This is a genomic window from Rhodococcus sp. ARC_M5 (genome assembly GCF_022810405.1).
GTDB lineage: Bacteria > Actinomycetota > Actinomycetes > Mycobacteriales > Mycobacteriaceae > Rhodococcoides > Rhodococcoides navarretei.
Genome location: NZ_JALGQE010000010.1, coordinates 118,040 through 142,385 on the forward strand (window position 1 = coordinate 118,040; position 24,346 = coordinate 142,385).

Sequence of the window (24,346 nt, forward strand, 5' to 3'; positions counted from 1 at the left end):
TGCCGATCGGCTCCCTGCATGCGCAAGGGAGGAGTCCGCCCGCCTCGACAAGGGGAGCGATTTACGGACGGACCGAACGTAACTCCCGTGCCAACGAGCCTCGGTTCGGGTGCTTTGGGGTTGACCGAGGAGGTGGGCCCAACACTCAGCGAACAAATTGGTCGACGTACTCCACCCCGAGGCCGACCTCCGCGTAGTGGTTTCGTGCTGCTTCGAGTTTGGTGAAGACGTCTTCGTATCCCACTGCATTGCCTTCAGGGTCGACGTACACGTATGTACCGGTCACGTGAAACAGGGTGACCATCTCGTCGACATCTTCGGGCACCACGAGGGTGTGTGTTTCTCCGGGCGGCTCGAAAGCGTAGCCATTTGTGTCCGCGACCCAGTCGTGCTCCAGGTAGTGCCACCTGCCCTTTAATGGGAAAGCATGAACGGGGCCCGCGTGGCGATGTCGTGACAGCACTCCACTGCGCCTGACACGCAACAGATTCACGAAGTACCCCTGTGTAACGGACAGTAGAAGAGGGCGAAAACTTACCTGCTCAGCCTGCGGAACCCAGAGGCGCTCATCTGTGTTTTCAAGGTCGAGCACTTGTGGGACTACCAAGTCGTCGACCATTCCGCGTGGTTGATCACCTCGGAAAGGCTCTACAACACCTTGTTTCGGTCCAGCCATCATGCGGTCCTTCCGTTGGCGTTCAAATCAGTGCTTGCGTCTACCTCGACTTTGTCGATGGCCACCATCAAAGAGGCGAGCGACGGATAGGGGTCGCAGTTTGCCCGGTGCGGCGAATCGAGTACCGATTGCGCGAGGACGCGCCTGTTCGCATCGGAGGGCTCGGTGTCGAGCTGGGTAAGCGAACACGGCAAACCGATCGCGGCCACGTATTGCCGTACCGCCGCATAGGATGCGTGATCCTCGTGTGCAAGTTGCACGAGGAGGCCGTACGCAACGTGAAAGCCGTGCAAGTGGGCGTCCGAACCTGGGCACGCCATGAGCCCGCGAGTCATGGCGTGCGCCATGGACAGTCCACCGTTCTCGAATGCCATCCCCGACATCAGTACACACGCCTCGACCACCCGCTCCACAGCATCCGGCGAACCAGACACAGCATCCGCTCCGTGTGTTACCAACTCGTCGAAACATCCGTCAGCAATGAATGCCGGCAGTGCGAGTGCGCGCTGGCGGTGCGAGTTCAGGCCCGCAGCGCGCGCGCATGCCTCGGCTTCGAACTTCTTCGCCAGAGCATCACCGATTCCGGAGAGAAGGAAGCGGATGGGTGCGGCTGCGATAACTGTCGTGTCCACCACGACCAACTCTGGGTTCGCCTGCATATGAGGCGTATCGACGAGTTGATGTTGTTCGTCGTACAAGGCGATGACGCGGGAGGTGGGACCGTCATTCGACGCGATCGTCGGTACGGTCACGATCGGCACGTCGAGCGTGCGCGCAATACCTTTTCCCTGGTCGAGGACCTTGCCGCCGCCCGCGGCAACTATTACGTCCGGCGAGTGCGAGCGAGCATGCTTGGTAAGCGTATCGATATTCGACCACGTCACCTCGCCGTCGACGCTTTTCATCAAGGTCGCGACCCCAGCTTCATTCAGCGATGCTGCAAGCCGGACGCCGATCGTGTCGGCCAACTGCATGTCGACTAGCAGGTATGCGCGGCTTCGACGTAGCGCGACTAGATTTCCGACTTTGTCCAATGCACCCGGGCCTTGGACGTACCGCGTCGGGGCAACAAACGTGCGCAGCGCCGGAGGGATAGGTGCCGCAGCGCTCAGTGCTCCCACCTCCCGGTCACAGCGGCTTCAGTGATCGCATCGACGTCGAGGCCGAACATTGCATCGAGGTACGTTTGCGAACCGCACGGGTGGAAGCGGTCCTGCAAGCCGATGCGTACCACGGGTCGGTGGTCGATGCCGGAGTCGTAGAGGCTCTCGAGAACGAGAGTGCCGAGCCCGCCAGTACGCAAGTGATTCTCGACGGTTATCAGGCGGGGCACCTCGGACGCGAATTCGACCACGCCCTCGACGTCGAAAGGTTTGATGGTCGGAACGTGCAATACACCGACGCTGACACCCTGAGTTTCGGCCAGACGTGCGGCGTCGAGCGCGCGAGCGGTCATGAAGCCGGTGCTGACAATACCCACGTCACTGCCCCGACGCAGAACCTTGGCCTTCCCGATCTCGAACTCGTAGTTCCCGTCGAGGACTACAGGCACCTTTCCGCGCAGGTTCCGGATGTAGAAGGTGCCGGGCGTCGACGCCGCAGCGGTTACGACTTGCCGGAGCTCGACCGCATCGCAGGGGTCGATGACCGTGATGTCAGGTATCGACCGCATGACGGCGAGGTCTTCCAATGCCTGGTGGGTGCCGCCGTATGGGTTGACCAGCCCTGGGGCACCGCCCATGACTTTGACGTTGGCTTTGCTGTGCGCGCATGCAACGGCCATGAAGTCCAACGCACGGCGGGTGAGGAATGCCGCGTACGTTGCCGCGAACGAAACCTTTCCTACTTTGGCGAGCCCCGCCGCGATCATAATGGTGTTCTGTTCCGCCATTCCGGCATTGAAGTACCTGTCCGGGAACGCGTCTTTGAAGGGGAGGATGTCGCTGTATCGACCCATGTCGGCCGTGATGCCGACGATGTCGGAATTAGTGGCACCGAGCTCCGCCAGTGTGTTGCCGAACGGCGCCACCTCGTACGGGCCGACCACGTCGGCCACTTCTCCCATGCCTCCGCTGCGGCCTTTCAGCTCAACCATGGTTCTCCTCCAGCTCGTCCATCAAATTGGTCCATTCGTCTTGTGCGACGCGAACGAAGTGCGCGCGTTCGCGGGCGACGAGGGTGGGTACCCCGTGCCCCGGAGTCGTTCGCAGGACCACGACTTTCGGTCCGCTGCATTCGCGTAATTCGTCGATCGCGGTGACCAGAGCCGCCATGTCGTTGCCATTGACTTCTCGTGCGGACCACCCGAAAGCCTTCCACTTGTCGGCAACCGGTTCGATCGGCATCACCAACGCACCGTCGGCCTGAATGCCGTTGCAGTCGACGAAGGCCCACAGGTTGTCGAGCTCAAATCCACCGGCAGCCATTGCTGATTCCCAGGTCGATCCTTCTTGGAGTTCACCGTCTGACAGTTCCACGAGAACGCGTGCGGAGGAGCCGTCCAATCGCAGGCCCAATGCCATACCGACGCCCTGACCCAGTCCGTGGCCGAGTGACCCGCTGGTGATCTCAACGCCAGGCGTCTCGTCGAATGTGCTCATGGGAAGTTCGCTGCCGTTCAAGGCGTAGGTCGCGAGATCTTCCTCGTCGAGCACGCCGATCTCGGCCAACACCGCGTACAACGCTATCGAGTAATGGCCTGTCGACAGGAGAAAACGATCCCGCGCAGGATCATCCAGCTGCTGTGGGTCGAATCGAAGTTCACGGAAATAGACCGCAGCAAGTAAGTCGGCGATGCCCAGGCCCTGCGCGATGTACCCCTCGCCTTTGTCTGCGGCCATGCGGAGCATTCGGCGGCGCAGCGAATACGCTGTGTCCTCCAGCTCCGCCACAGATTTGGTTGCGATTTCAGTGGTCATGACAACTAAGCTCATTTCTGTTGATTTGGATCAGTAGAAGGTGCCATCAATGATGGTTCCGCCATCGACGGGTATGCAGGCACCGTTGATGTACGAGGCCGCCGGTGATGCCAGGAACACAGCGACGCTTGCGATTTCGTCGGGATTACCGAGGCGGCGCATAGGTATCCGACGCGTCATGAGCTCTTCGTCCAAGAGTCCGTTCTCGAAACCCGAACGCATCATCGCGGTTTCGATAAATCCTGGGGCGATAGCGTTCACACGTATTCCATCTGGACCCCATTCGGCAGCGAGTGTGCGTGTCAGCCCGATGATTCCAGTCTTCGCAGCGTTGTATGCCGCGCGTTGCGGCATGCCGAGGCTCGAACCCAGGGATCCGAGATTGATCACCGACGGCGCGTCGGATGCCTGCAACAGGCCGTGCAAAACACGGGAGCATCGGAACGTGCCGCCAAGATTGACATCGAGTACCGCGAGCCATCGCTCGGTGCTGAGTTCCTGAGTGGCACTGCGCGTAATGAGGCCTGCGTTGTTCACAAGAACATCCAGCCTCCCGCCGCCCCACTCCGCGGTGGCAGCGGCCATCTTCGCTACTGCACGGTCGTCGGTGACATCAGCTGTGGTCCAGTCGACAGCCTCGTCGCCGAATTTTTTGCGGAGGCTGATACCGGCGGCTCGGACGGCGTCCTCGGCAACGTCCGAGAGCATGACTCGGTAGTCGCCGGTCAAGAAAGACTCGGCCATGGCGAGACCAAGGCCCTGAGCCGAACCGGTTATGAGGACGTGTCTAGGCATGGAGGTCACCGGCAGCTACTTTCGGTCGTGAGTTGGCTGCTCGGCGTTGCCGAACGAGGGAGTACACGATGGACGCGAGCGCCAGGGCCAGGATGGCGGCCGTGAGTGGCTGCAGCATCCAACTCAAACTGCCGTCGCTGTTGATCATCGACCTGCGGAAGTTCTCCTCGGCAAGCGGACCGACGATCACCGCGATCAGGAGCGGGGCAACCGGATAGCCGCCCTTGGTGAGCAAGTAGCCGAGCAGTCCGGCTGCAAGCATGACGATCACGTCGAACACGTTGGTGCGCACCGCGTACGATCCGACGACTGAAAACACGATGACAAGAGGCCACAGGTATCCCGGTGGAATCTGTATGACTCGGACCCACAGTTTGATTCCAGCCAGGCCGATGACAAGCAGACACACGTAAGCCAGGGTCATGGCAACGAATGACCCGTAGATCAACTCCGGATTGCTCTCGAATAATCCGGGCCCCGGTTGTACGCCTGCAATAATGAGCGCCCCCAGCAGGACTGCGGCTTGGGTGTTACCCGGAATGCCGAGCGCGAAGGTGGGCACGAGCGAACCCATGTTGCTGGCGTTGTTCGCGGACTCGGCCGCGGCAACACCGCGAGGGTCGCCCTTACCGAACTGCGACGAGTCCTTAGCGAAACGCTTTGTCTCGTTGTACGCCATGAAGCCGCCGACGTCCCCGCCGACACCAGGAAGAAGCCCGGTGACGAAACCAATACCTGTGGACCCTCCGACAGTGGGACCCAGGCGTTTGAGCCAACCTTTGCCCAGTCCGAACGAGCCGATCGACTGCTTGCGAGTTTTCGTCCCACGCATTCGCTCCAACTGGTTCAGCGCTTCGGCGACGCCGAATATGCCGACGAGGAGCGGGATGATCTCGATCCCCCCAGAAAGCTGCGTGCTCCCGAAGGAAAATCGTGGGAAACCGGCAATCGGGTCAAATCCGATGAAAACGATGAGAAGCCCGAGAAGGGCGCTGACGAACCCCTTCGAGATGGGCGCTTCGCCGCTGATCGAGGCGATGATGGTGAGAGCCAATACCGCTATAGCGAAATACTCGCCGGAACCGAAGTTGAGGGCATAGTCGGCCAACACCGGTGCGAACAGCGCGAGCAGGATTGTCCCGACGAGCCCGCCGATGACGCTCGCCACCAGAGAAATCGTCAACGCTTGCCCAGCTCGGCCCGTCTGCCCCATTGGGTAGCCGTCGAGCGTCGTTGCCGCCGAAGAAGGGGTCCCTGGGGTTCGGATCAATACTGCGGGTATCGCGCCGGAGTAGCACGCGCCGTTGTAGATGCCCAAAAGGAGTACCAACCCGGTGAGCGGATCGAGGCTGAACGCGAAAGGAAGGAACAACGCCATTCCTACGGTGGCCGACAACCCCGGCACGGCACCGATCGCGATACCCAGCAGCACTCCAAGGGGAATCATGATCAAGACGTCCCACGACGCGATCGCGACGAACCCGTCGCTCCACCCGCTCACAGTGTGACGCTCCCGATGCGTGTGGCGGGGAGAGGTACCTCGAGCCCGTAGCGGAACAGCACGTACACGCCGACGCTCATCAGGACAGCCATGGGGAGCACGACCAGAGGCCGGCGGATCCCGATGAGAGCCATCTCGGCCATGAGAAACAGAGTGGTAGCGACCAGGAATCCAAGTGAACGAAGCGACAGGATGTAGGCAAGGGCGAACACGAGGGTCGCTACAACGCGAACTGCCCCGCCCCCTCGGGGTAAGCGTTCGTGTGCGTCACGGTGCCACAGCAGGAACACTGAGAAGATGACAAGCCCGATCCCTACAAGTTGAGGCAGCGCGCCCGGACCGGGGTCCGAGCTCAGTCCAGGCTCGGGAAGCGTTCGCGCACTGATGATAACGGCGATCCCCAGCGCAAGGGTGAGCAGCGGCGCTACCGGTGAACCCGGAGAGTGAAGCGCGTCGACCTCAGCGGGGTCCTTACCAAGGACCTCCGCGTCGCCGGTTGGACTTGTCACTTGCCCAGACCAAGTTCGTCGATCAGGCTGCCGTAACGCTCGTACTCGTCCGCGAGGTAGCCATCGAATTCAGTGGCGTCCATGTAGGAGGCGTTACTGCCCTGCCGTTCCAGGAACTCCTGGAATTCAGCAGATTCGAACGCCTCACCGAAGCAGTCGCTCAGCGTCGCCACGACGTCTTCGGGAGTTCCGGCGGGTGCTGCCAGACCGTAAATGGATCCGCCTTCGACGTCGATTCCTTCCTCGGTCAGGGTCGGCGCGTCGGGCATAGCGTCGATTCGCTCGTCGGAGGCAAGGGCCAGCGCAACTAAGTCGCCGCTTTCGACTTGGCCGAGGACGTTCGACGCATTGGATACGAGTAGGTCGACCTCGCCGCTCAAAGCGGCGGGGATGGCCGCTGCGTCACCGCTGAAGGGGACGTTGACGAGCTGGCCCTGCACGTTCTCCGCTCTGGCGACGTCTTGGAAAGTGATCGCATACGGGCTGGCCGGGCCGGAAGTGGCGACGCGGATACGCTCGCCGTTCCTGGCCGCTGTGATGACGTCTTGCACCGAGGTGTACGGCGATCCTTGCCGAACAAAGAATCCGTGAGGATCAACGATAAAGCGAATGATGGGCGCGAGGTCTTCATGCGTCACGTCGCTCAGTCCCATGTGATCGAGCGCGCTGATCTCGGTGGGCGTGGTGCCGAGGGTGTAGCCGTCCGGCTCTGCTCCACGAACCGATTGCAGGGCAATGGCCCCTGAACCGCCCGGTTGGTTGCTGATGATGATGCTTGTCCCGCAAGTGTCTTCGGCCGCGGATGCGAGTGCGCGCGTATTGACGTCCGTCGATCCTCCCGCATCGAATCCGATCACAACTTCGATGGTCTGCGATGGAAAATCACTGTCCTGCTGCGCTTCTGCGCCACATGAGGTCAGCGTCAACGCAGATGCGGCGACTGCCGCCAGGCCGGCCGACCGGATGCTGGGTCGTTTGCTCATCGGGGCTCCTCTTACGACAACTTTGTCATTCCGGAATCCGGATGTATCATCCGGAATACGGTTTAGTGTGGTCTGTGTCATAGAAGCTGTCAAGATGAAGCTTGTATCGAGAAGGGGGATGGCATGCCTGCCGAAGCTGGGCGAATCGATCCGAAGAATCATGTGGCGTCTGTGGCCAAAGCGTTGGCACTGCTGGAGTTGTTCGGCGACGCAAACGAACTGAGCCTCAGCACACTTGTCGAACGAGGCGGGTATACACGGACCACCACACACCGACTCCTGTCGACGATGGAGCTGGCCGGGTGGCTCGAACGCTCGTCCGACAAATACCGACTGACGCTGACGGTGTTTCGGTTGGGCAGCACTGCCGTCAACGGTTTGCAACTGCGCAACGAGGCGAGTCACGTTCTGTCCGAGCTGGCGTCTCACCACGGTGAGGATGTGTACCTGGTGGTGCCCGACGGTCCGCGTGCGGTGTGTTTGGAACGGATCGAGGGCAAGACTCCGATTCACATCATGGTTCTCGACGTCGGCCGTTCCCTGCCCCTGTTCGTTGGGGGCGGTCCGGTCGCCCTGCTTGCTCACCGCGAGGACGAATTCCTACCCCGCGTCCTGAGCGACGGGCAATGCGTGACGCCCACCGGCCAGATTCTGGATGAAACGACCTTGCGCCGAACACTTCTCGAGACACGTACTCGTGGTTACTCCCGCAGCATGGAAGACGTGACTCATGGCGTCGGAGCGTTCGGTGCCCCAATCTTCAACGATCGCAGTGTTGCGGTCGGCGCAATCAGCATTGGTGCCATGGTTGAGAACTTGGTTACGCGTGAGGCCGAACTGAGCAGCGGACTCCTACAAGCCGCTCTCGAGATTTCGAAACGCATGGGGTACGTCGGCTAGGTTGCTGCCCTCCGCGGTGAACATGGACGATGGGTCGCTGCATGCGTGACTCGCCGTCATTGCCGACGCGGTGTCGGGGGTGCATGTCTTGATGAATCCAGTCCCGCGAGGCCACCTTGCGGGCTTCAGCGGAGGGGAAGGCGTCTTTTACATCCATTCCCAGTAGACGGCCCTCATGAAGCTTTCGACTTTCCGTTGCCTGCGTTCGATACGGCGCAGTTGGCTAGTTTTGCTGCAGGGACCAAGTCCTCCGCAAGTAGCGTTGCGCAGTAATCGGATTCGCTCCCCCTGGGGTGTGAGTGCGGTAGTGATGCCATGGGCCGCAGAGTCCCCTTGGGGCGCACTAAAGAACTCAGAGGCTTCTCTTTGCGTTCATCATCGACAATCTACGAAAACCCATCACTTGCTTGTGCGGCTCCCAATGATCGACGAGACATTCGATGACCGATTACGACTGGTGACCCGGTCGGTAATCGCAGTGGGTCGGGCCACGCCAAGAGCGCTCCGGCCCGTCACTCGAACCCAGCACCGACGGCCGACCGGACCAACGCCGATACCGCCGGCGATCGGACTTCGGCCGGCCACGCAATGACCGTCGTGATCATCGGCGCGTCAACGACAGGCACGGCCACATGCTCGGGCCACTGCCACGCGCGACTCGATGCTGGAATCACCAGCAGCGCCTGACCCAGCGCGACCAGCTGGGCGATCTGCGCTTGACCGCGCACCTCAGGCCCGGGCCCCTTCGGATAGGTGCCGTCGAGCTGCGGCCACCGGGCCATCGGTAGATCCGGGACGTCACGGATATCGTCCATGGCCAGTTCGTCTTTCGCGGCCAAGGGGTGATCACGCGGAACGATCGCGACCTGCCCCTCGGCGAGGAGGTCCTCGGAGTCGAATCCGACGAGGTCATCGACGGGGCGATGCATCAACGCCACGTCGGCATCACCGCGACGAAGATATTCGGCCTGCTCACCGACTTCACACAACATGACTTCCACGTCAGCGGGGTGCGCTTCGAGAACGCGGCGTAGGAGCTCGTGCGACGCACCGGCTTTGGTCACCAGCTTGACTCTGGCACCGGCCGCTCGTGCTCGCTGCGCTGCCGCAGCGACCGCGTCGAGCGCCGTCGCAGCGTCCCTCAGGAGCACGGCACCGGCAGCAGTGAGTGAGACTCCGCGACGATTCCGATCCAGGAGGGCGACGCCGAGTCGACGCTCCATCCTGCTTATCGCTCGCGAGAGCGGTGGCTGGGCGATCCCCAGGCGCTGCGCTGCGCGTCCGAAGTGCAGCTCCTCGGCAACGGCGATGAAGTACTGGAGTTCGCGTGTTTCGAGATTGTCCACTCGAACAGCGTAGCTGTGATACCCGTTGAGTATCACTGGTTGGTCGATCGGTATTGGACGCACCTGCGCTCGACGCCGACCATGGACCGCATGACAACAAAGACCGCGCTCGTCACCGGTGCCAACAAAGGGATCGGCTTTGCTATCGCACACGGACTCGGACTGCAGGGAATCAGAGTAGGAGTCGGGGCCCGCAACGATGCACGACGACAGGACGCGGTCGACAAGCTTCGCGCTGCGGGCATCGATGCCTTCGGAGTCCCCCTCGATGTCACGTCGGACGACAGCGTTGCGGCCGCGGCGGACTCCATCAGCGACCTGGACATACTGGTGAACAACGCAGGCATTTCCGGCGGCTACCAACAGAATCCGACGACGCTTGATATCGACGTCTTGCGGACTACGTTGGATACGAACGTTTTCGGAGTCATCCGAGTGACGAACGCACTACTCCCGACGCTTCTCCGGTCGGCCTCGCCACGCATTGTCAATGTCTCGAGCAACATGGGCTCGCTCGCGCTACAGACCGGCCCGATAATGGCGGCATATGCTCCATCCAAGACCATGGTGAACGCGATGACCGTGCAGTACGCACGGCAGCTCGCGGACACTACGGTGATCGTGAACGCATGCTGCCCAGGTTACGTGGCAACGGATTTCACCGGATTCGCATCCACACGCACGCCGGAGGAGGGTGCGCGCATCGCACTGAAGCTCGCCACCCTGCCCGACGATGGCCCGCGGGGCGGATTCTTCGACGACGCCGGATCGGTGGCCTGGTGAGACTCTCGGTGCCGATCTGATCACCGTGATCGCGGCGATGTGCACCGGAGCAGACAGTATCGACGACATCCGACTCCTCCGATCCGGCGGCAGGAGACACCTCTTCGACTCCATTTATGCACCCTCGACCGTCGCAGAGTTGCTGCGCGGGCACGGCTTTGTCCCGCGCGCAGGTAGACCTAAACCCATTCCGCTGCTGCGCCTGAAACGCTTATTCGAGTAAGTGCGCCGTATGGGTACCCCCCAATGCAGCGAAGCGACCGCCGCCCAGGCAAGCGCCGAACTACACCGGCGCTTGCCGCTTCATGGAGTGCCGTACTGCTACTCGGAGCACGCCTCGATTTGCGACGAAGTCTCAGCGTTCCCGAGGCAATCCAAACCACTGTCCAAATCGTCGACAGCTCCGAATACAATCGTGATGCCCCAGATCCCGAGGGCGATCGCAAGAATAGACACAACGATGCCTGAGATCGACGTCTTCTTGTTGGTAGCTTTGTTCTTTCGCACCCTGGAGAGTCCCGCAAAACCGAGCGCAAGACCAATAATCCCCAGGATCAGGCAGATGAAACCGGTGAAGGGAATGATGCCGAAGACCAGTCCCACGACCGCCAGGATGAGCGATGCCAGACCGAGGCCGTTCTTCTCCGGATTGACGGGTTGCTGCGGTGCATACCCTTGGTTGTATCCCTGCTGCGGTTGCCCATATCCAGGAGGCTGAGCCTGTGAGTACATGTTTGGGTCGTAGTTCTGCCCGCCCTCGTTAGAGCCAGCCGGGTATTCCGGATTCGTCATCGTTGCCCTTTCGTAGTAACTCATGTCACATCGATAGAATCCCGAAGTTCGTTACTGCGTTCGACGAAACAAATCTCGGCTAGGCACGCGACCGACTCTGGACGAGGTGTACGTCGCGTCCAGGTGCCAGCGAACGATGCGATCGTCGTCGAAATCCGTCGCCCGTCCAACGGATGGTATGAATTGCACTCAACCAGCGCACTGATCTGGCGGCCCACTTGCTGGCTCGAAGTAAAGCACTAGGAAAAATGCTTGGTTGTTCTTGTGCCGCACGTCGAGGCCGTCGCCAGGCAGGCAGCATCCATCTCGCCTACTTCCCTTTTGCTCGTGTGCGGTCCTCGGCGGAGAAAGCCCACACCGAAGGCACGCCGTGAACGGACGACCGCTCCCGATGCTTGTAGTCCGCGATCGAACCGTCACGTGAGCGAGCCGAGCCAGAACCGCTGATCGCCAATTGAATTCAGTGTCTACGTATCTCGCTTCCTCATTGGTACCTTCACTCTGCCCGTATCAATCTGCACAACGAGCCACGTCACCACACCGGTTGCCGACCAGCCCACAACGAGCACGCTGTCCAGACATGTGTTCGTGGTTCGTGGTCTTCTCCAGTCCATCGCGTGTGATGCCGTCATCGTGCCCACCAGCTCGAGCTTTCGCCCCCGCGAAGCGTGGTTCTCAGTTCTCGGCGTCACAAACCGCACGGCCCCGGATGGTGCGACAAACGATCGAGCACGGCTCTTGCCCACCGCCTCGAATCACGGCCCCGCGTGGCTGCTGAATGCGGCTCACGACGGGCACAGATCGGTCGACTGGTGGTCGACGGTCTCACGGCCGCGTTCGGCAGAATCGCGGCCGATCTCGCATTGAACAGCCTCGGTGACGGTCGGGTTCGTCCCCTCGTTGCTCTTCCCGCTTTGGGCGTGGGTCAGGATGGATATACGGGTGTCCGAGGAGGTGATCCGCGCTCTGCATTCGACGGCGATGGCGTTTGTCGCGCATTCGGACTTCGACGTCGTGTTCGTGGTCGAGAATGCAGCCGACTACGCTGCGTTGCAGTCCATACGCAAGGCCGCATCGAACGAAGGGCGTGATGAAGCCCGCCGGCTGGCCGAGCTCGTTGCAAACGGTGACGTCGCACTGTTTCTTGGGGCAGGCGTCAACATTCCCAAAAGCCTGCCTGACCGTCTGCCCGGCGTTCGGCTTCTCAACGCACTCGGCCGACGGTCACCTATCGCAGACTCTTATCTGAACCGCCGGAATCAGGTTAATCTCCACACCCTCCACTCGGAAGCGAAAGGCGTGATCAGAAACTTCACTGACCAAAGGACAGTGCTTCGTACGCACACTGCGTACAAACACCGATTACCGCGCACTCCACTTCGCGTCACTTAGCATGCGCTAACATGGCAAGGTCTTGAATACCTTCGGCCAGCTTCTCATGCTCGCCACGAGGATAACTCACCGCATTAAGTCCATAGACCTCAGTGAAAAGATAGCGCTTGTACGCTGGAATTTCACCGTCGGTAACGATGACGTGCCCTGGACTGCGCCCGTGCACTCCAAAAAGAGACGACAATATTAGCCTTAGATCTGGATCATTTACGCTGTATCCAACAAATAGCGCCATTCGAGTCAAGAGCAGCGACTGTAGGACATCGAGCGCGAGAACCCCGTCCCGCCGCATTGACACATATTCACTCTCTGTCAACACAATTTTGGATCCTTGCTTTACCGATCCATGTAGCTTTAAAATAATATTTTTACCCTGCCGTATTGCGTTGTCAATTCCAGGTTCATAGAATTGGATAGGATCATAGCCGCCCACCACAGCGCGCTCAAGAATATGGTCAAAATTGGTGGTAACTATCACGGGGGGCGCTAAATCAATTAGAGCGGCATGCAGCCCAGAGGGCTGAAATTGATCACCCGGCGGACCGTCACAGAGGTTTGCGATGGTATCACGATAGTGATTTCCATTTCCGTCGCGCTTTGCTATATAAGAAATATGTTCGGCAGCCTCAAGATACTTTCCCTCCCCTATCAGTGGGTTGACTGCAGACGCTAGCTCATCCGTTGAGCAGATCTCAGCGGCCAACGACTGCAGTAGCTTCTGCCAGTCTAACGGGCGTGCGCCTTGCCCATTTTCACTAGACATTGACGCCCCGGCACCGACAAAAAGTACTACATTCGAGCTACCAACCTGCTGCACCAGGTCTTTGGGCCATGCCATTGAATTCATAGAGAACGTCCATGCCCTTCGATCGAAGCAAGATTCTCCAGGAGCCTGTCGCCTATCGCAGCCAACCTCACTGAATATCTTTTTTGCTGACTAAACTGCGCTCCAGTCAGTCCATCCGATGAAGTGAGGCCAAAAATCGGAGCATGCGCAGTCTGCGCTAAAGGCACCATTGAGAACATATAAGGCACCACACCGAGATCGTAATCTGCAATTTCGGTACCTAGACTTTTGGCGAGAAGTTGGGCCCGTTCAGGAATCTGCTTCTTATACAAGTCATAAGCTTGCACTGTCCGGGCTTTGCCCTCCGTGGATCTTGTTAGATACTCCTGGGTTGTGTAACCCGCGAATACCGCCCGTACCCCAGGATGCTCCCACATTTGTATGCGCCCGGATTCGAGATCGGGATTTTCGCTTAGCGTTGCCGCCACACCACGAGAATAGGTCTTGCTCCAATTCGTGAACCAAGTTTTTAGATTATCAAATGAGTACAAGCTGAATAGATCTGGCGAAACTGGCGTGATGAAGACATCAGATCCAATAAGGACAGAGCGGTTAAGTGCGCCGAGACTTGGTCCGACATCAAATATAACAAAATCATAGTTTGCCGAGTCTACGAGCTGAGAAGCCCAATGCGACCTAACTGCTGCACCATAGTTTCCGCCCGCGAAGGAGGTCCACGATTCGCTCAGGATGTCTTCGAGGAGAGAAAGAAAAGGATGGCCGGCCAAAACATCGACTTTAAAGTTTTTACTCCGAATTACTGGAATATTCTTGTCGATCTCGGAGTTTCCAATTCGCAATTGGTGAATTGTCTTCAGAATTGTCCGATCATTAGCATGGCTTGAGTTAGAGTAGATATCACCCCATTCAGACTCCGAAAGCAGGATTTGGGTCGAATTACACTGCGGGTCACAGTCTACGAACAATACGCGAGCGGATCGTTTAGTAGAGAGATAGTACGCCATGTTGACTGCCAGAGTGGTTTTTCCGACGCCACCTTTATTATTAAAAAATGCGATCGACTTCATCTTAGGCATCCTCCCTACCGAGTCGCTCGCGCCGAGCGATGATACGTCACGCTACCTTATCAACAGAGCTTGAGGAGCACGGCCCTGTCCGCGGCAACTTCTTCACTTGGAACCTGCAAAAATAATGAGCCACGACGAACTGCCAGATCAGACTTTCACATCGTTAGTTACTTCTCGCAGTCAGGCAACGACACTTGTAAGAACCAAGGCATCCGCGCAAACAACCTGGAAGCTGGTCGCTAGACTTTTGTCAGAGCTGTTAAGCGGCCCAAACATATCCATTCACTGTACTGCGAGATCTAGGCTGAGGCGTCTCGCAAGGTAACGACCCGATGCGTCGAGATTTCCAAGTCCTAGTTTGCCCATGAAACCACTGGTCTCATAATGATTAGGGATCCTTTACCGGTCTCAGCCCCGCGCCCTGATGAGCGCCAACAGGGATTCAAGCCAAGTCCGCTCACAAACCACCCTGCGAAGTGGACGCACGTACTATTGACCCATAACATAGATTGCATGGTAGTAGCAGACCCGCTACCCTCCACAACATGGCAACCCGCAAGAACATCAACGCTCTGACCGAACTCGGAGCTCGGCGGCGTGCGCTGCGCGCCGAGCTCGACGCCATCGACGAGGACATCAACAAGGCGCTTAACAAGACTTACAAGGAGGGCTACACCTGGCCGGAACTTATGGAAGCGTCGTCCCTGTCCCTCGGAACACTGCGCGTGCGGCTGCAAAAGCTCGGCCTAACAGACCCCACAGCGGCGACGCGCCGGACCGAATCAACGCCCGTTGCACGCGAGCGGAAGGCAGCCCAGCGAGCAGCGCAAACCGCAAAGTGACCAAACCTTGTGAATTACCGAGAGCCATGGTCGGCTCTGCTGGGTGCCCGGGTCCTAAGTCGTCGCGCCGCTTATCTCCGGCTGCCGCGCTGCCGACCTTGGCCCGCAGAAACGCCGAGTCGGACGCCTCAACCTCCTTTGTGAACGTCACACCGACCGAGGACCACGCTCACCCCCTCGACTGACGCCTCGCGGCTCGACACCTCCCCGCCCATGAACCCACGTGAGGGTAACTTTCAGTGCAAACGCACTCATCGAGGAGACCGCACCACTGATGGACAAGACAAACGCAGCCCTGATCTGGAACATCGCGAACTTGATGCGCGGACCGTTCCAACCGAACCAGTACGGGGATGTGATCCTGCCGCTGACCATCCTGCGCCGCCTCGATTGCGTCCTCGACCCCACCAAAGCCGCGGTCCTCGCCGAATTCGAGAAACGCAAGCATTCGAGTGTTGCGCTCAAACCCTTCTTGACCGCGAAATCGGGTTACTCGTTTTACAACACCTCCAAGTGGGACTTCGCAAAGCTAGCCGCAGACCCAGAGGGGTTGGCCGACAACCTGGTCGACTACATCGCAGGGTTCTCCTCGAACGTCGGCGACGTCTTCGACGGTTTCGGCATGGACGCGTTGATTGCGGACCTGGACAAAAGAAACCTCCTGTTCCTGATCGTCAAAGAGTTCGCGAACGTTGACCTGCATCCCAACGCGGTCTCCGCCCACGATATGGGCTACATTTTCGAGGAGCTGATCCGCAAGTTCGCGGAGTCCAACAACGCCCAGGCCGGTGACCACTTCACCCCACGTGAGGTGATCCGGCTGATGGTCGAATTGCTCTTCCAGAACGACGACGAAGTACTCACCAAAGCCGGCATCGTCCGGACCATCTACGACCCTGCCGCCGGTACCGGCGGCATGCTCTCTGTCGCTGACGAGCACCTTCACGATATGAACCCCAAGGCCCGCCTCGTGATGTACGGCCAGGAGATCAACGCTCGCTCCTATGCGATGTGCAAGTCCGACATGATCATCAAGGGCCAAGACATCGACAACATCTACCTCGGCAACACCCTCACCGACGATCGATACTCGGGAAACACATTCGACTACCTACTCTCCAACCCGCCCTTCGGCGTCGAATGGAAATCTGCGCAAGAAGCAGTAACCGACGAACACGACAAGCGGGGACACGCCGGACGATTCGGGCCGGGCCTACCCAGGGTCTCCGACGGATCGCTCCTGTTCCTGATGCACCTGATCTCGAAGATGCGCGCCCCACGTGATGGAGGCAGCCGATTGGCGATGGTGCTCAACGGATCCCCACTGTTCACCGGCGGAGCCGGATCGGGCGAATCGAACATCCGCCGCTGGATCATCGAGAACGACCTGCTCGATACGATCGTGGCGCTGCCGGTCGACATGTTCTACAACACCGGCATCAGCACCTACATCTGGATCCTCGACAACAACAAACCCGCCGACCGCAGGAGCAAAGTCCAGCTGATCGACGGGTCGACCATGTTCGCGAAGATGCGCAAATCCCTGGGCTCCAAGCGCAAAGAGCTCCGGCCCGAAGACATCATGACCATCGCCCAGCTGTATATCGACCAGGTCGACGACCCTGGTAGCGCTGATGAGCCGTCGCGGTCGAAGGTGTTCAACGGTGAGGACTTCGGCTACTCGACCATCACAGTCGAGCGACCCTTACAACTGCGGTTCGAGCTCACCGCGGACAAGGTTGACGAGGTCCTCGCCCAGAAGCCAATCGAAAAGCTCAAGGCGGGGGAGCAGGCTGCGATCCGCAGTGCATTGACCGGCCTGATCGGTTGGGAGTGGAACGACCGCGATGGCTTCGTCGACGAACTGAAGAACGCGTTACGCAAAAGCGGGATCACCAAACCTGCTGCGGCTCTGGTCAAGGCGATCTGGTCGACAGTCGGCGAGCGCGATGACAACGCGGTGGCCTGCGCCGACTCCAAGGGAAACCCCGAACCCGACCCGGCGCTGCGTGACACCGAAAACGTGCCGCTCACCGAAGACATCGACGAGTACTTTGCCCGCGAAGTCCTGCCACACGTACCTGATGCGTGGATCGACCACGACAAGACGAAAATTGGCTACGAAATTCCCTTCACCCGCCACTTCTATCGCTACATTCCGCCGCGGGACCTGACTGAAATCAAAGCCGACCTGGAGATTCTCGTCAAAGACATCACCGAAATGCTCGCCGAGGTCGGGCAATGAACTGGCCCGTGTACGCCGATTACAAGGAGTCGGGTGTGGCGTGGCTGGGGGAAGTTCCTGCGCACTGGTCATTGCGACGACTCGGGAGTCAATTCGCGGAACGTAAGACGACAGTAAGTGACCAGGACTACGAGCCGTTGTCCGTCACCATGTCAGGTATCGTCGCTCAGCTTGACACTGCTGCGAAAACCGACAATGGCGAGAATCGCAAGCTTGTGCGGGCTGGGGACTTTGTCATCAACAGCCGGTCGGATCGTAAAGGGTCGGCGGGGCTGGCCGTCCGCGATGGGAGCGTGTCCGTCATCTCGACTGTTCTCAAGCCCAGAGCAATATCGGGCCGGTTTGCTCACCACCTACTCCGAAGCGCGGCTTTTCAGGAGGAGTACTACAGGTTCGGTTCTGGAATAGTTGCCGATCTTTGGTCGACGCGATACTCAGCGATGAAGATGATCAGGTTGGCAATACCTACCGCGGCGGAGCAAGAGAACATCGCGGACTTCCTGGACCGGGAGACCGCCAAGATTGATGCACTGATCGACAAGCAGAACCAGCTGATCACTACCCTGCGCGAAGACCGCACCGCCACCATCACACACGCGGTCACCAAAGGCCTTAACTCCGAAGTCGAGACGATTGGCTCCGGCGCTGCATGGCTGGGTAGCATCCCCGCGCATTGGACTGCACCACAGCTCGGCATGCACGCGGCTGTGGGCAATGGTGCGACTCCCTCGCGAGAGAGGGTTGATTTCTGGACGAGCGGCACCGTGCCATGGCTCAACAGCAGCCATGTGAACCGTGATGAAATTACCGATGCAGATCAGTTCGTAACCGCTAAGGCACGCACTGAGTGTCATCTGCCTCTAGTCTCGGCAGACTCGGTTTTGGTTGGATTGACTGGCCAGGGTAAAACGCGAGGGATGGCCTCGATCCTTAGAACTCCGGCCACGATCAATCAGCATCTTGCGTACCTGACTCCTACTGGATCTTCTCTAGATTCAGAGTATCTGCACAATGTGCTGGTCTCGGCCTATCGAGTGCTCAGAGACGTCAGCGAGGAAAACGGAAGCACTAAAGGCGGACTCACGTGCGCTGCTCTGCGAAAACTTCGCATTCCAGTTCCACCCGTTGACGAGCAACGAAGAATTGTTGCGTACCTCTGTGCTGCGACAGCACGGATCGACCTGCTTACCAGGAAGTCAGCGGAAGTTGTCTCAACGCTGCGCGAATATCGTTCAGCGCTGATTACTGCTGCGGTGACCGGCAAGATTGATGTTCGAGAGGCTGCATAGGTTATGGCTCAGCACAACGAGATCGAGTTCGAGCGGGAGATCTGCGAGCACTTGGCTGCCCACGGCTGGTTGTACTCGACCAGCGACTCCGGTTACGACCGAGAGTTGGCGTTGTTCCCCGAAGACGTGTTCGGTTGGCTAGCCGACACCCAACCCGAGCAACTGGCCAAACATCTCAAACCAGATCTGACGGGTTCGTCATTGAAAACTGCCAAACACGGTGTGTTGCAGGCGCTGGCAAGGACACTCGACGCCGATCCCGCGAAGGACGGCGGCACCCTGTCGGTGCTGCGGCGGGGATTCAAGCACATCAATGCCAAGTACTCGATGTGTCAGTTCGCGCCGAACACAACTTTGAACAATACCACCGCCGAGAAGTACAAAAAGGTGCGGCTGCGGGTGATTCGGCAGGTGCACTACTCAAGGAGCTCTAACAACAGCATCGATCTGGTGTTCTTCGTCAATGGATTACCTGTCGCCACGGCGGAATTGAAAACCGATTTCACGCAGAACATCACCGACGCGGTCCTGCAGTACAAGAACAACAGGCTCCCGAAGGGCGAGCCGCTGCTGGCCTTCGGATCACGTGCGTTGGTGCACTTCGCGGTTTCCAACAGCGAGGTAGAGATGACCACCAAGCTGGCCGGGCCCGGCACGGTCTTCCTGCCGTTCAACCGCGGCAACAGTCACCACAGGGGCAACCCAGCCAACCCCGAAGGCTCTCCCACTGCGTACCTCTGGGAGACGATCCTGCAGCGCGACACATGGCTGGACATCCTCGGACGGTTCATGCACCTCGAAATCCGCGACAGCGTGGACCCGATCACGGGAAAGAAGTCACGGAAGAAGACGATGCTCTTCCCTCGGTATCACCAGTGGGAAGTCGTCACCCTTCTCGTCAAAGCCGCTCGCGCCGAGGGACCCGGCCACAAATACCTGATCCAGCATTCGGCCGGGTCCGGAAAGACCAACTCCATTTCGTGGTTGGCGCATCGCCTTTCGGGGCTGCACAACGCCGAAGATGAGAAGGTGTTCGACTCGGTCATCGTCGTGACCGACCGCACTGTCCTCGACTCCCAGCTGCAGGAGGCGATCAAGCAGATCGACAAGGTGCATGGCGTCGTCGCTCACATCGACGGGCTCGGCGGCTCGAAATCGAAGTTGCTCGCTGATGCCCTTGCGGCACGGACACCGATCATCATCGTCACCATCCAAACGTTCCCACACGCCTTGGAGGCGATCGCCGACCGCGCCGAACTGGCGTCGCGCTCGTTCGCGATCATCGCCGACGAGGCACACTCCTCGCAGGCAGGGGAGGCCTCGAAGCGGCTCAAGGACGTGCTTTCGCCGGGAGAACAGGCGGAGCTCGACGACGGCGGCAGTTTCGATACGCAGGACATCCTGGCGGCGCAGATGACTGCCCGGGCATCGACCCCGAACGTCTCGTTCTTTGCGTTCACGGCCACCCCGAAAGGCAAGACCCTGGAGCTCTTCGGGCGCCCCGGCCCGGACGGGCTACCGGCCCCGTTTCATCTGTACTCGATGCAGCAGGCCATCGAGGAGGGCTTCATCCTCGATGTACTGTCCAATTACACCCCGTACAAAACGGCGTTCCGTCTTACCCACAACGGCCGGGCCTACGAGAGCGATACCGACCGCACCGGCGGGACCGTAGCGGTGAAAACCGACGGGCCGGCGGATCAGAATCTGGTGGACAAGTCTGCGGCCATCACGTCGGTGATGAACTGGGTCAAGCTGCACCCGACGAACATCTCTCAGAAGGTGCAGATCATCGTCGAGCACTTCCGGGCCAACATCGCCTGGCGGCTCGACGGCAAGGCGAAGGCGATGGTGGTCACCTCCTCCCGCAAAGCTGCTGTGCGGTACAAGGTCGCGTTCGACAAGTACGTCGCCGAGCACGGTTACACCGACGTCGCCGCATTGGTCGCATTTTCGGGGGAGGTCATCGACCCCGACTCGGGGCCGGACAAGCTGACCGAAACCTCGATGAACCCGGGGCTCGAAGGCAGGGATCTGCGCGATGCTTTCGACACCGACGACTACCAGGTGATGTTGGTGGCCAACAAGTTTCAGACCGGGTTCGACCAGCCTTTACTGGTGGCGATGTACGTGGACAAGAAACTCTCCGGTGTGGCGGCGGTGCAGACACTTTCCCGGTTAAACCGGACCCTGCCGCCGAAGAAGGATCAGACGTTTGTTCTGGACTTCGCCAACGATCCCAGGGACATCGTCGACGCCTTCGAGCCGTACTACGAGGCCACCACTCTTTCGGGCGTGACCGACCCGAACATCATTCACACACTGGCCAGCAAACTGGACATGGCCGCGATCTACACCGACAGCGAAGTCACCGGCTTTGCGGACGCCTTCGTGGCGAATAAGGGCAACAACGCCCTGACCCGGTGGATCACCCCGGCTCGACAACGCTTCCGTGACGGCGAGACCCTGGCTGTCACCGACAACGATCAGACTGCACGCGATGAGCTGGACATGTTCCGCAAGGACGTCTCGACCTACATCAAGCTCTACGATTTCCTGTCCCAGATCGTCGACTACGAGGACCCGCAGCTCGAAGCCCGTTCGCGGTTCCTCAAGCATTTGGCCCCGACGATCACAAGCGAGCAGATCAACCACGAAATCGACCTGTCGACAGTCCAATTCGACTACATCGATCAGCACAAGCAAGCCACGGCCAAAGCCAAGCTCACGGGGGAGGCCACGGTCGATCCGATGCGTGAGGCCGGCAGCGGCACGGTACGCGACCCCGAACTGGTGCGGATCGAGGAGGTGATAACTAAAATTAATGACCTATTCTCAGGAGAGCATACTCAGGCGGATACTCGCGCGGTTGTCACCCACATCCGAGACAAACTGACAGGGAACGAGACGCTTCGAGAACAGGCTCAGGCGAATTCACTTGCACAGTTCTCGGCAAGCCCCGATATCAGCTGGGTCTTTACCGGAGCCGTGATCGAAGCCATGAAAGCGTCTGAGGACCTTTCGGGGCAGATCCTGTCTAGCGAAACCATTTCTCGGACGTTGCTCGACGAGCTGCTACCTGGAATCTATCGAGCGCTCCAGAAAGTTACTTAGTCGAAATCGCTACGCTTTTCGCTTAACCCGGGGAGAGCAGTGGGGAGTTTAAATTGGCCCGCGCCGTACGGGTCGAGTCGTGTCGTCCTGGCATGTCCCCAGTAAACGGAGGTATCTCGCTTTAAAGTCTGGTTGCCCAGCAGCATGCCCGACCGATTGCGTCCACCGCTGACGACGGTGATGCCCGAGGCCGGGTGTAATTCGAGTATTGCCTCCGGACCGATACCCCGGAAGCCGGCCACACCGATGGACGTCAGAAACGCGTCGACCGGCTCTTCGACAGTCCTGTCGGCCGATGACTCGGGAACGTGCGGGGTCGAGATGCCGTCGAGCAGCTCCTGCAATGACGTCCACCCTTCGAGGGCTGCAAGAACGAAGTACTTGACCTCATCGGACAGCTCATTGTCCGCGTCGATCACCACATCGACGAGTGGCCTGTCGACAGCATTGTCGGCAACGGGCACCGGCACTCCCCTGTTCGTTCTGATGGCTAACCAGACCCCACAGTTCCATATGGTGCCGACAGAGCGCAGGGACATGACCCAACTCCGATTCACCGTCAGCTCGAGCCTGGGAAGGTTGGTCTCAGGAAGGCACGAACGTGAGGATCAGGTTCAGGCCCCCGAACCGCAGTCGACGGGCACGATCGCCCCGGTCACCGCGGAAGCCCTGTCACTGAGGAGCCACGCGGCGGCCTCGGCAACTTCGCGGGCCTCCGCCATGCGACTCATCGGTGACGCAGCGCTACTGGCTGCAATGACACCGGGTGTCTTCGCCTCCCATTCGTCCATCATTTCTGTTGCAGTTCCTCCGGGCATCAGACCGTTGACACGGATTGCCTCAGGGGCCCAGGTGACCGCGGCGGTTTCGGTGATGCTGTTGAGCGCCCGCTTCATCGCCCCGTACGCAGGAAGCGGCGGAACGGCACGGCGGCTGCCGATGCTCGAGGTGTTCACGATGGCACCGCCTGCACTCCGACGCATAAGGGCGGCTTCGGCATTCATCGCGGTCCAGTGGGCGCGGAAGTTGACGGTGAACTGCTCGTCGAGGTCGTCTTCGGTGGTGGTGTCGAGGGGACCTATCTGCTGCTGGTTGACGCCACCATTGTTGAACGCCCCGTCGAGTCGTCCGTGCAGCTGCTCGACGCGGGCGACGGCGGCACGGATGCTGTCGGAGTCAGCAAGGTCCATGGAGACCGCGTCGGCGGTACCCCCGGCCGTTCGGATTCTCGTCACGAGCTGATCGAGAGCATCGATGTTGCGGGCGGCGAGCACAACCGCAGCTCCCTCAGCCGAGAATAGTTGAGCCGCAGCGGCACCGATTCCTCGGCTTGCACCGGTGATGAACATGACTTTGCCGGACAGGAGGCCGGCTGTACTGGAAGTTGTTTCGATGGTCATGGTGCAAGCATCGAGGCGCATCGACACCGGATACAGGCACAAACGGTACTAGGGTCCGACGCTCGACTCGGTGCACAATCGAACTCATGGACAAGCAGGAACTCGGGGCGTTTCTCCGGAGTCGCCGCGAAAAGCTTCAACCGCAGGATGTCGGTCTACCGTCAGGCCCTCGCCGCCGGACCCCGGGTCTTCGCCGCGAAGAAGTTGCCGTGCTCGCGCATATTTCGACGGAGTACTACGTGCGCCTCGAACAAGGCCGCGCACCACGCCCGTCGGCAGAGGTGCTGGCAGGCATCGCGGCCGCCCTGTACCTCGACGACACCGAGTCCGACCATCTGCACGCGCTGGCGGGCACCGCGCCTGCGAGGTCAGGTGTGCATCGGCGCGATGTTCGGCCCAGCATTCTCACGCTCCTGGAACGGTTACCGCAGACCGCCGGCATCGTCATGTCGGCCGCGTTCGAGGTTCTCGCCTGGAACGATCTCGCCGCAGCGCTCATGGAAGATTTCGGTGCCCTGACCCCTCGTGATCGCAACCTTGCCCGCAAAGCTTTTCTCGGCACCGAGCAGCCGAGCGAGCGGCTCTACGGCATTTCCGACGACGTCCACTTCCGCCACAGCGTGGTCAACGAACTCCGCACCGCACTGACCCGGTATCCCACGGACGAGACCGTGTCCGACCTCGTCGCGGAACTCCTCGACGGCAGCCCCGACTTCGCTCGACTGTGGGAACGACACGACGTCGCAGTCTCCCCCGCCCTGCGAAAGACCTTTCGGAACACCCCCGTTGGAGAGATCACGGTGGACTGCGATTCGCTGAAACTTATCGAACTCGACCAGCACCTGATCCTGTATACCGCTGCTCTCGGCACCCCTGATGCCGACAAGTTAGCGCTACTGGCAATGATCGGACCGCAGGGAACTGATCACCGCGACGAACCAGCCGGGACCCGCACCGAGTGACCTTGTCCGGGTGACGGCAGCGTC

At 59.7% G+C, this 24,346-nt stretch carries 22 protein-coding genes; 8 read left to right on the plus strand and 14 right to left on the minus strand.

Translation table 11 applies throughout. The annotated features are described in order from the left end of the window. Positions 1–145: 145 nt before the first annotated feature. From MTX34_RS25770 to MTX34_RS16970, 8 genes are read right to left on the minus strand one after another with little or no spacing between them, the layout of a single operon-like run. Positions 146–679, minus strand: a complete 534-nt coding sequence (locus MTX34_RS25770; protein WP_308198543.1) for a 2,4'-dihydroxyacetophenone dioxygenase family protein — start codon at positions 677–679, stop codon at positions 146–148. Further along, a complete protein-coding gene (locus MTX34_RS16940) occupies positions 676–1,797 on the minus strand; it encodes an iron-containing alcohol dehydrogenase (protein ID WP_243610155.1) in 1,122 nt (373 codons plus the stop codon). The genes MTX34_RS25770 and MTX34_RS16940 overlap by 4 nt, the downstream gene beginning before the upstream one ends. Next, the gene (locus tag MTX34_RS16945) at positions 1,785–2,771 is read right to left on the minus strand and encodes a transketolase family protein (protein ID WP_243610156.1); all 987 of its coding nucleotides are present in this window, start codon (positions 2,769–2,771) and stop codon (positions 1,785–1,787) included. Before MTX34_RS16945 ends, MTX34_RS16940 begins: the two co-directional genes overlap by 13 nt. Further along, on the minus strand, positions 2,764–3,594 hold the full coding sequence (locus MTX34_RS16950) for a transketolase (protein WP_243610157.1): 831 nt from the start codon (positions 3,592–3,594) through the stop codon (positions 2,764–2,766). Before MTX34_RS16950 ends, MTX34_RS16945 begins: the two co-directional genes overlap by 8 nt. Before the next feature lie 30 nt (positions 3,595–3,624). Then, positions 3,625–4,389 carry an SDR family NAD(P)-dependent oxidoreductase gene (locus MTX34_RS16955; RefSeq protein WP_279393410.1) on the minus strand — a complete coding sequence of 255 codons (765 nt, stop codon included), beginning with the start codon at positions 4,387–4,389 and terminating at the stop codon, positions 3,625–3,627. Beyond that, a complete protein-coding gene (locus tag MTX34_RS16960) occupies positions 4,382–5,890 on the minus strand; it encodes a tripartite tricarboxylate transporter permease (RefSeq protein ID WP_243610159.1) in 1,509 nt (502 codons plus the stop codon). Before MTX34_RS16960 ends, MTX34_RS16955 begins: the two co-directional genes overlap by 8 nt. Beyond that, positions 5,887–6,399 (minus strand): tripartite tricarboxylate transporter TctB family protein, encoded by a 513-nt coding sequence (locus tag MTX34_RS16965; protein ID WP_243610160.1) that lies wholly within the window; start codon positions 6,397–6,399, stop codon positions 5,887–5,889. Before MTX34_RS16965 ends, MTX34_RS16960 begins: the two co-directional genes overlap by 4 nt. Next, a complete protein-coding gene (locus MTX34_RS16970; protein ID WP_243610161.1) occupies positions 6,396–7,382 on the minus strand; it encodes a tripartite tricarboxylate transporter substrate binding protein in 987 nt (328 codons plus the stop codon). Before MTX34_RS16970 ends, MTX34_RS16965 begins: the two co-directional genes overlap by 4 nt. Before the next feature lie 123 nt (positions 7,383–7,505). Between MTX34_RS16970 and MTX34_RS16975 the strand changes: the two genes are divergently transcribed. Further along, positions 7,506–8,282: an IclR family transcriptional regulator gene (locus MTX34_RS16975; protein WP_243610162.1), complete on the plus strand. Its 777-nt coding sequence runs from the start codon at positions 7,506–7,508 to the stop codon at positions 8,280–8,282. A 512-nt stretch (positions 8,283–8,794) separates the two neighbouring features. Here the strand turns inward: MTX34_RS16975 and MTX34_RS16980 are convergent. Beyond that, entirely contained in the window at positions 8,795–9,628 is an 834-nt protein-coding gene (locus MTX34_RS16980; protein WP_243610163.1) for a LysR family transcriptional regulator, read from the minus strand. A gap of 90 nt (positions 9,629–9,718) precedes the next feature. On the opposite strand from MTX34_RS16980, the gene MTX34_RS16985 reads away from it, so the two are divergent. Beyond that, entirely contained in the window at positions 9,719–10,411 is a 693-nt protein-coding gene (locus MTX34_RS16985) for an SDR family oxidoreductase (protein WP_243610164.1), read from the plus strand. A gap of 321 nt (positions 10,412–10,732) precedes the next feature. Here MTX34_RS16985 and MTX34_RS16990 read toward each other — a convergent pair whose 3' ends face one another. Continuing rightward, entirely contained in the window at positions 10,733–11,227 is a 495-nt protein-coding gene (locus MTX34_RS16990; protein ID WP_243610165.1) for a DUF4190 domain-containing protein, read from the minus strand. 918 nt (positions 11,228–12,145) lie between these two features. On the opposite strand from MTX34_RS16990, the gene MTX34_RS16995 reads away from it, so the two are divergent. Beyond that, on the plus strand, positions 12,146–12,595 hold the full coding sequence (locus tag MTX34_RS16995; protein ID WP_243610166.1) for a hypothetical protein: 450 nt from the start codon (positions 12,146–12,148) through the stop codon (positions 12,593–12,595). Here MTX34_RS16995 and MTX34_RS17000 read toward each other — a convergent pair. Next, complete coding sequence (locus MTX34_RS17000; protein ID WP_243610167.1) at positions 12,588–13,442, minus strand: SIR2 family protein; 855 nt, start codon at positions 13,440–13,442, stop codon at positions 12,588–12,590. The two genes, MTX34_RS16995 and MTX34_RS17000, sit on opposite strands and share 8 nt — an antisense overlap. Then, positions 13,439–14,470, minus strand: a complete 1,032-nt coding sequence (locus tag MTX34_RS17005) for a ParA family protein (protein ID WP_243610168.1) — start codon at positions 14,468–14,470, stop codon at positions 13,439–13,441. The genes MTX34_RS17000 and MTX34_RS17005 overlap by 4 nt, the downstream gene beginning before the upstream one ends. Before the next feature lie 545 nt (positions 14,471–15,015). Between MTX34_RS17005 and MTX34_RS17010 the strand changes: the two genes are divergently transcribed. The 4 genes from MTX34_RS17010 (at position 15,016) to MTX34_RS17025 (ending at position 21,960) form a co-directional block, all read left to right on the plus strand. Further along, on the plus strand, positions 15,016–15,312 hold the full coding sequence (locus MTX34_RS17010; protein WP_243610169.1) for a hypothetical protein: 297 nt from the start codon (positions 15,016–15,018) through the stop codon (positions 15,310–15,312). Positions 15,313–15,586: 274 nt separating this feature from the next. Continuing rightward, positions 15,587–17,557, plus strand: a complete 1,971-nt coding sequence (locus MTX34_RS17015; RefSeq protein WP_243610170.1) for a class I SAM-dependent DNA methyltransferase — start codon at positions 15,587–15,589, stop codon at positions 17,555–17,557. Continuing rightward, complete coding sequence (locus MTX34_RS17020; protein ID WP_243610171.1) at positions 17,554–18,846, plus strand: restriction endonuclease subunit S; 1,293 nt, start codon at positions 17,554–17,556, stop codon at positions 18,844–18,846. Before MTX34_RS17015 ends, MTX34_RS17020 begins: the two co-directional genes overlap by 4 nt. Positions 18,847–18,849: 3 nt before the next feature. Then, positions 18,850–21,960 (plus strand): type I restriction endonuclease subunit R, encoded by a 3,111-nt coding sequence (locus MTX34_RS17025; protein ID WP_243610172.1) that lies wholly within the window; start codon positions 18,850–18,852, stop codon positions 21,958–21,960. On the opposite strand, the gene MTX34_RS17030 is transcribed toward MTX34_RS17025, so the two are convergent. Together MTX34_RS17030 and MTX34_RS17035 are read right to left on the minus strand one after the other, a co-directional pair. Then, on the minus strand, positions 21,957–22,424 hold the full coding sequence (locus MTX34_RS17030) for a hypothetical protein (protein ID WP_243610173.1): 468 nt from the start codon (positions 22,422–22,424) through the stop codon (positions 21,957–21,959). The two genes, MTX34_RS17025 and MTX34_RS17030, sit on opposite strands and share 4 nt — an antisense overlap. Positions 22,425–22,574: 150 nt before the next feature. Beyond that, positions 22,575–23,360, minus strand: coding sequence for an SDR family NAD(P)-dependent oxidoreductase (locus MTX34_RS17035; RefSeq protein ID WP_243610174.1), 786 nt, complete (start codon positions 23,358–23,360; stop codon positions 22,575–22,577). Positions 23,361–23,446: 86 nt separating this feature from the next. Here MTX34_RS17035 and MTX34_RS17040 point away from each other — a divergent pair, with 86 nt between their 5' ends. Beyond that, complete coding sequence (locus MTX34_RS17040) at positions 23,447–24,322, plus strand: helix-turn-helix transcriptional regulator (protein WP_243610175.1); 876 nt, start codon at positions 23,447–23,449, stop codon at positions 24,320–24,322. Positions 24,323–24,346: the final 24 nt, after the last annotated feature.

What these genes read in the sequence shown, in the direction of transcription:
- MTX34_RS17015 (WP_243610170.1), top strand. Translation starts at nt 15,587, where the DNA reads ATGGACAAGACAAACGCAGCCCTGATCTGGAACATCGCGAACTTGATG.
- MTX34_RS17040 (WP_243610175.1), top strand. Translation starts at nt 23,447, where the DNA reads ATGGACAAGCAGGAACTCGGGGCGTTTCTCCGGAGTCGCCGCGAAAAG.
- MTX34_RS17000 (WP_243610167.1), bottom strand. Translation starts at nt 13,442, where the DNA reads ATGAATTCAATGGCATGGCCCAAAGACCTGGTGCAGCAGGTTGGTAGC.
- MTX34_RS16970 (WP_243610161.1), bottom strand. Translation starts at nt 7,382, where the DNA reads ATGAGCAAACGACCCAGCATCCGGTCGGCCGGCCTGGCGGCAGTCGCC.
- MTX34_RS16975 (WP_243610162.1), top strand. Translation starts at nt 7,506, where the DNA reads ATGCCTGCCGAAGCTGGGCGAATCGATCCGAAGAATCATGTGGCGTCT.
- MTX34_RS17020 (WP_243610171.1), top strand. Translation starts at nt 17,554, where the DNA reads ATGAACTGGCCCGTGTACGCCGATTACAAGGAGTCGGGTGTGGCGTGG.
- MTX34_RS17010 (WP_243610169.1), top strand. Translation starts at nt 15,016, where the DNA reads ATGGCAACCCGCAAGAACATCAACGCTCTGACCGAACTCGGAGCTCGG.
- MTX34_RS16945 (WP_243610156.1), bottom strand. Translation starts at nt 2,771, where the DNA reads ATGGTTGAGCTGAAAGGCCGCAGCGGAGGCATGGGAGAAGTGGCCGAC.
- MTX34_RS16985 (WP_243610164.1), top strand. Translation starts at nt 9,719, where the DNA reads ATGACAACAAAGACCGCGCTCGTCACCGGTGCCAACAAAGGGATCGGC.
- MTX34_RS17005 (WP_243610168.1), bottom strand. Translation starts at nt 14,470, where the DNA reads ATGAAGTCGATCGCATTTTTTAATAATAAAGGTGGCGTCGGAAAAACC.
- MTX34_RS16950 (WP_243610157.1), bottom strand. Translation starts at nt 3,594, where the DNA reads ATGACCACTGAAATCGCAACCAAATCTGTGGCGGAGCTGGAGGACACA.
- MTX34_RS16955 (WP_279393410.1), bottom strand. Translation starts at nt 4,389, where the DNA reads ATGCCTAGACACGTCCTCATAACCGGTTCGGCTCAGGGCCTTGGTCTC.
- MTX34_RS17035 (WP_243610174.1), bottom strand. Translation starts at nt 23,360, where the DNA reads ATGACCATCGAAACAACTTCCAGTACAGCCGGCCTCCTGTCCGGCAAA.
- MTX34_RS17025 (WP_243610172.1), top strand. Translation starts at nt 18,850, where the DNA reads ATGGCTCAGCACAACGAGATCGAGTTCGAGCGGGAGATCTGCGAGCAC.
- MTX34_RS16990 (WP_243610165.1), bottom strand. Translation starts at nt 11,227, where the DNA reads ATGAGTTACTACGAAAGGGCAACGATGACGAATCCGGAATACCCGGCT.
- MTX34_RS25770 (WP_308198543.1), bottom strand. Translation starts at nt 679, where the DNA reads ATGATGGCTGGACCGAAACAAGGTGTTGTAGAGCCTTTCCGAGGTGAT.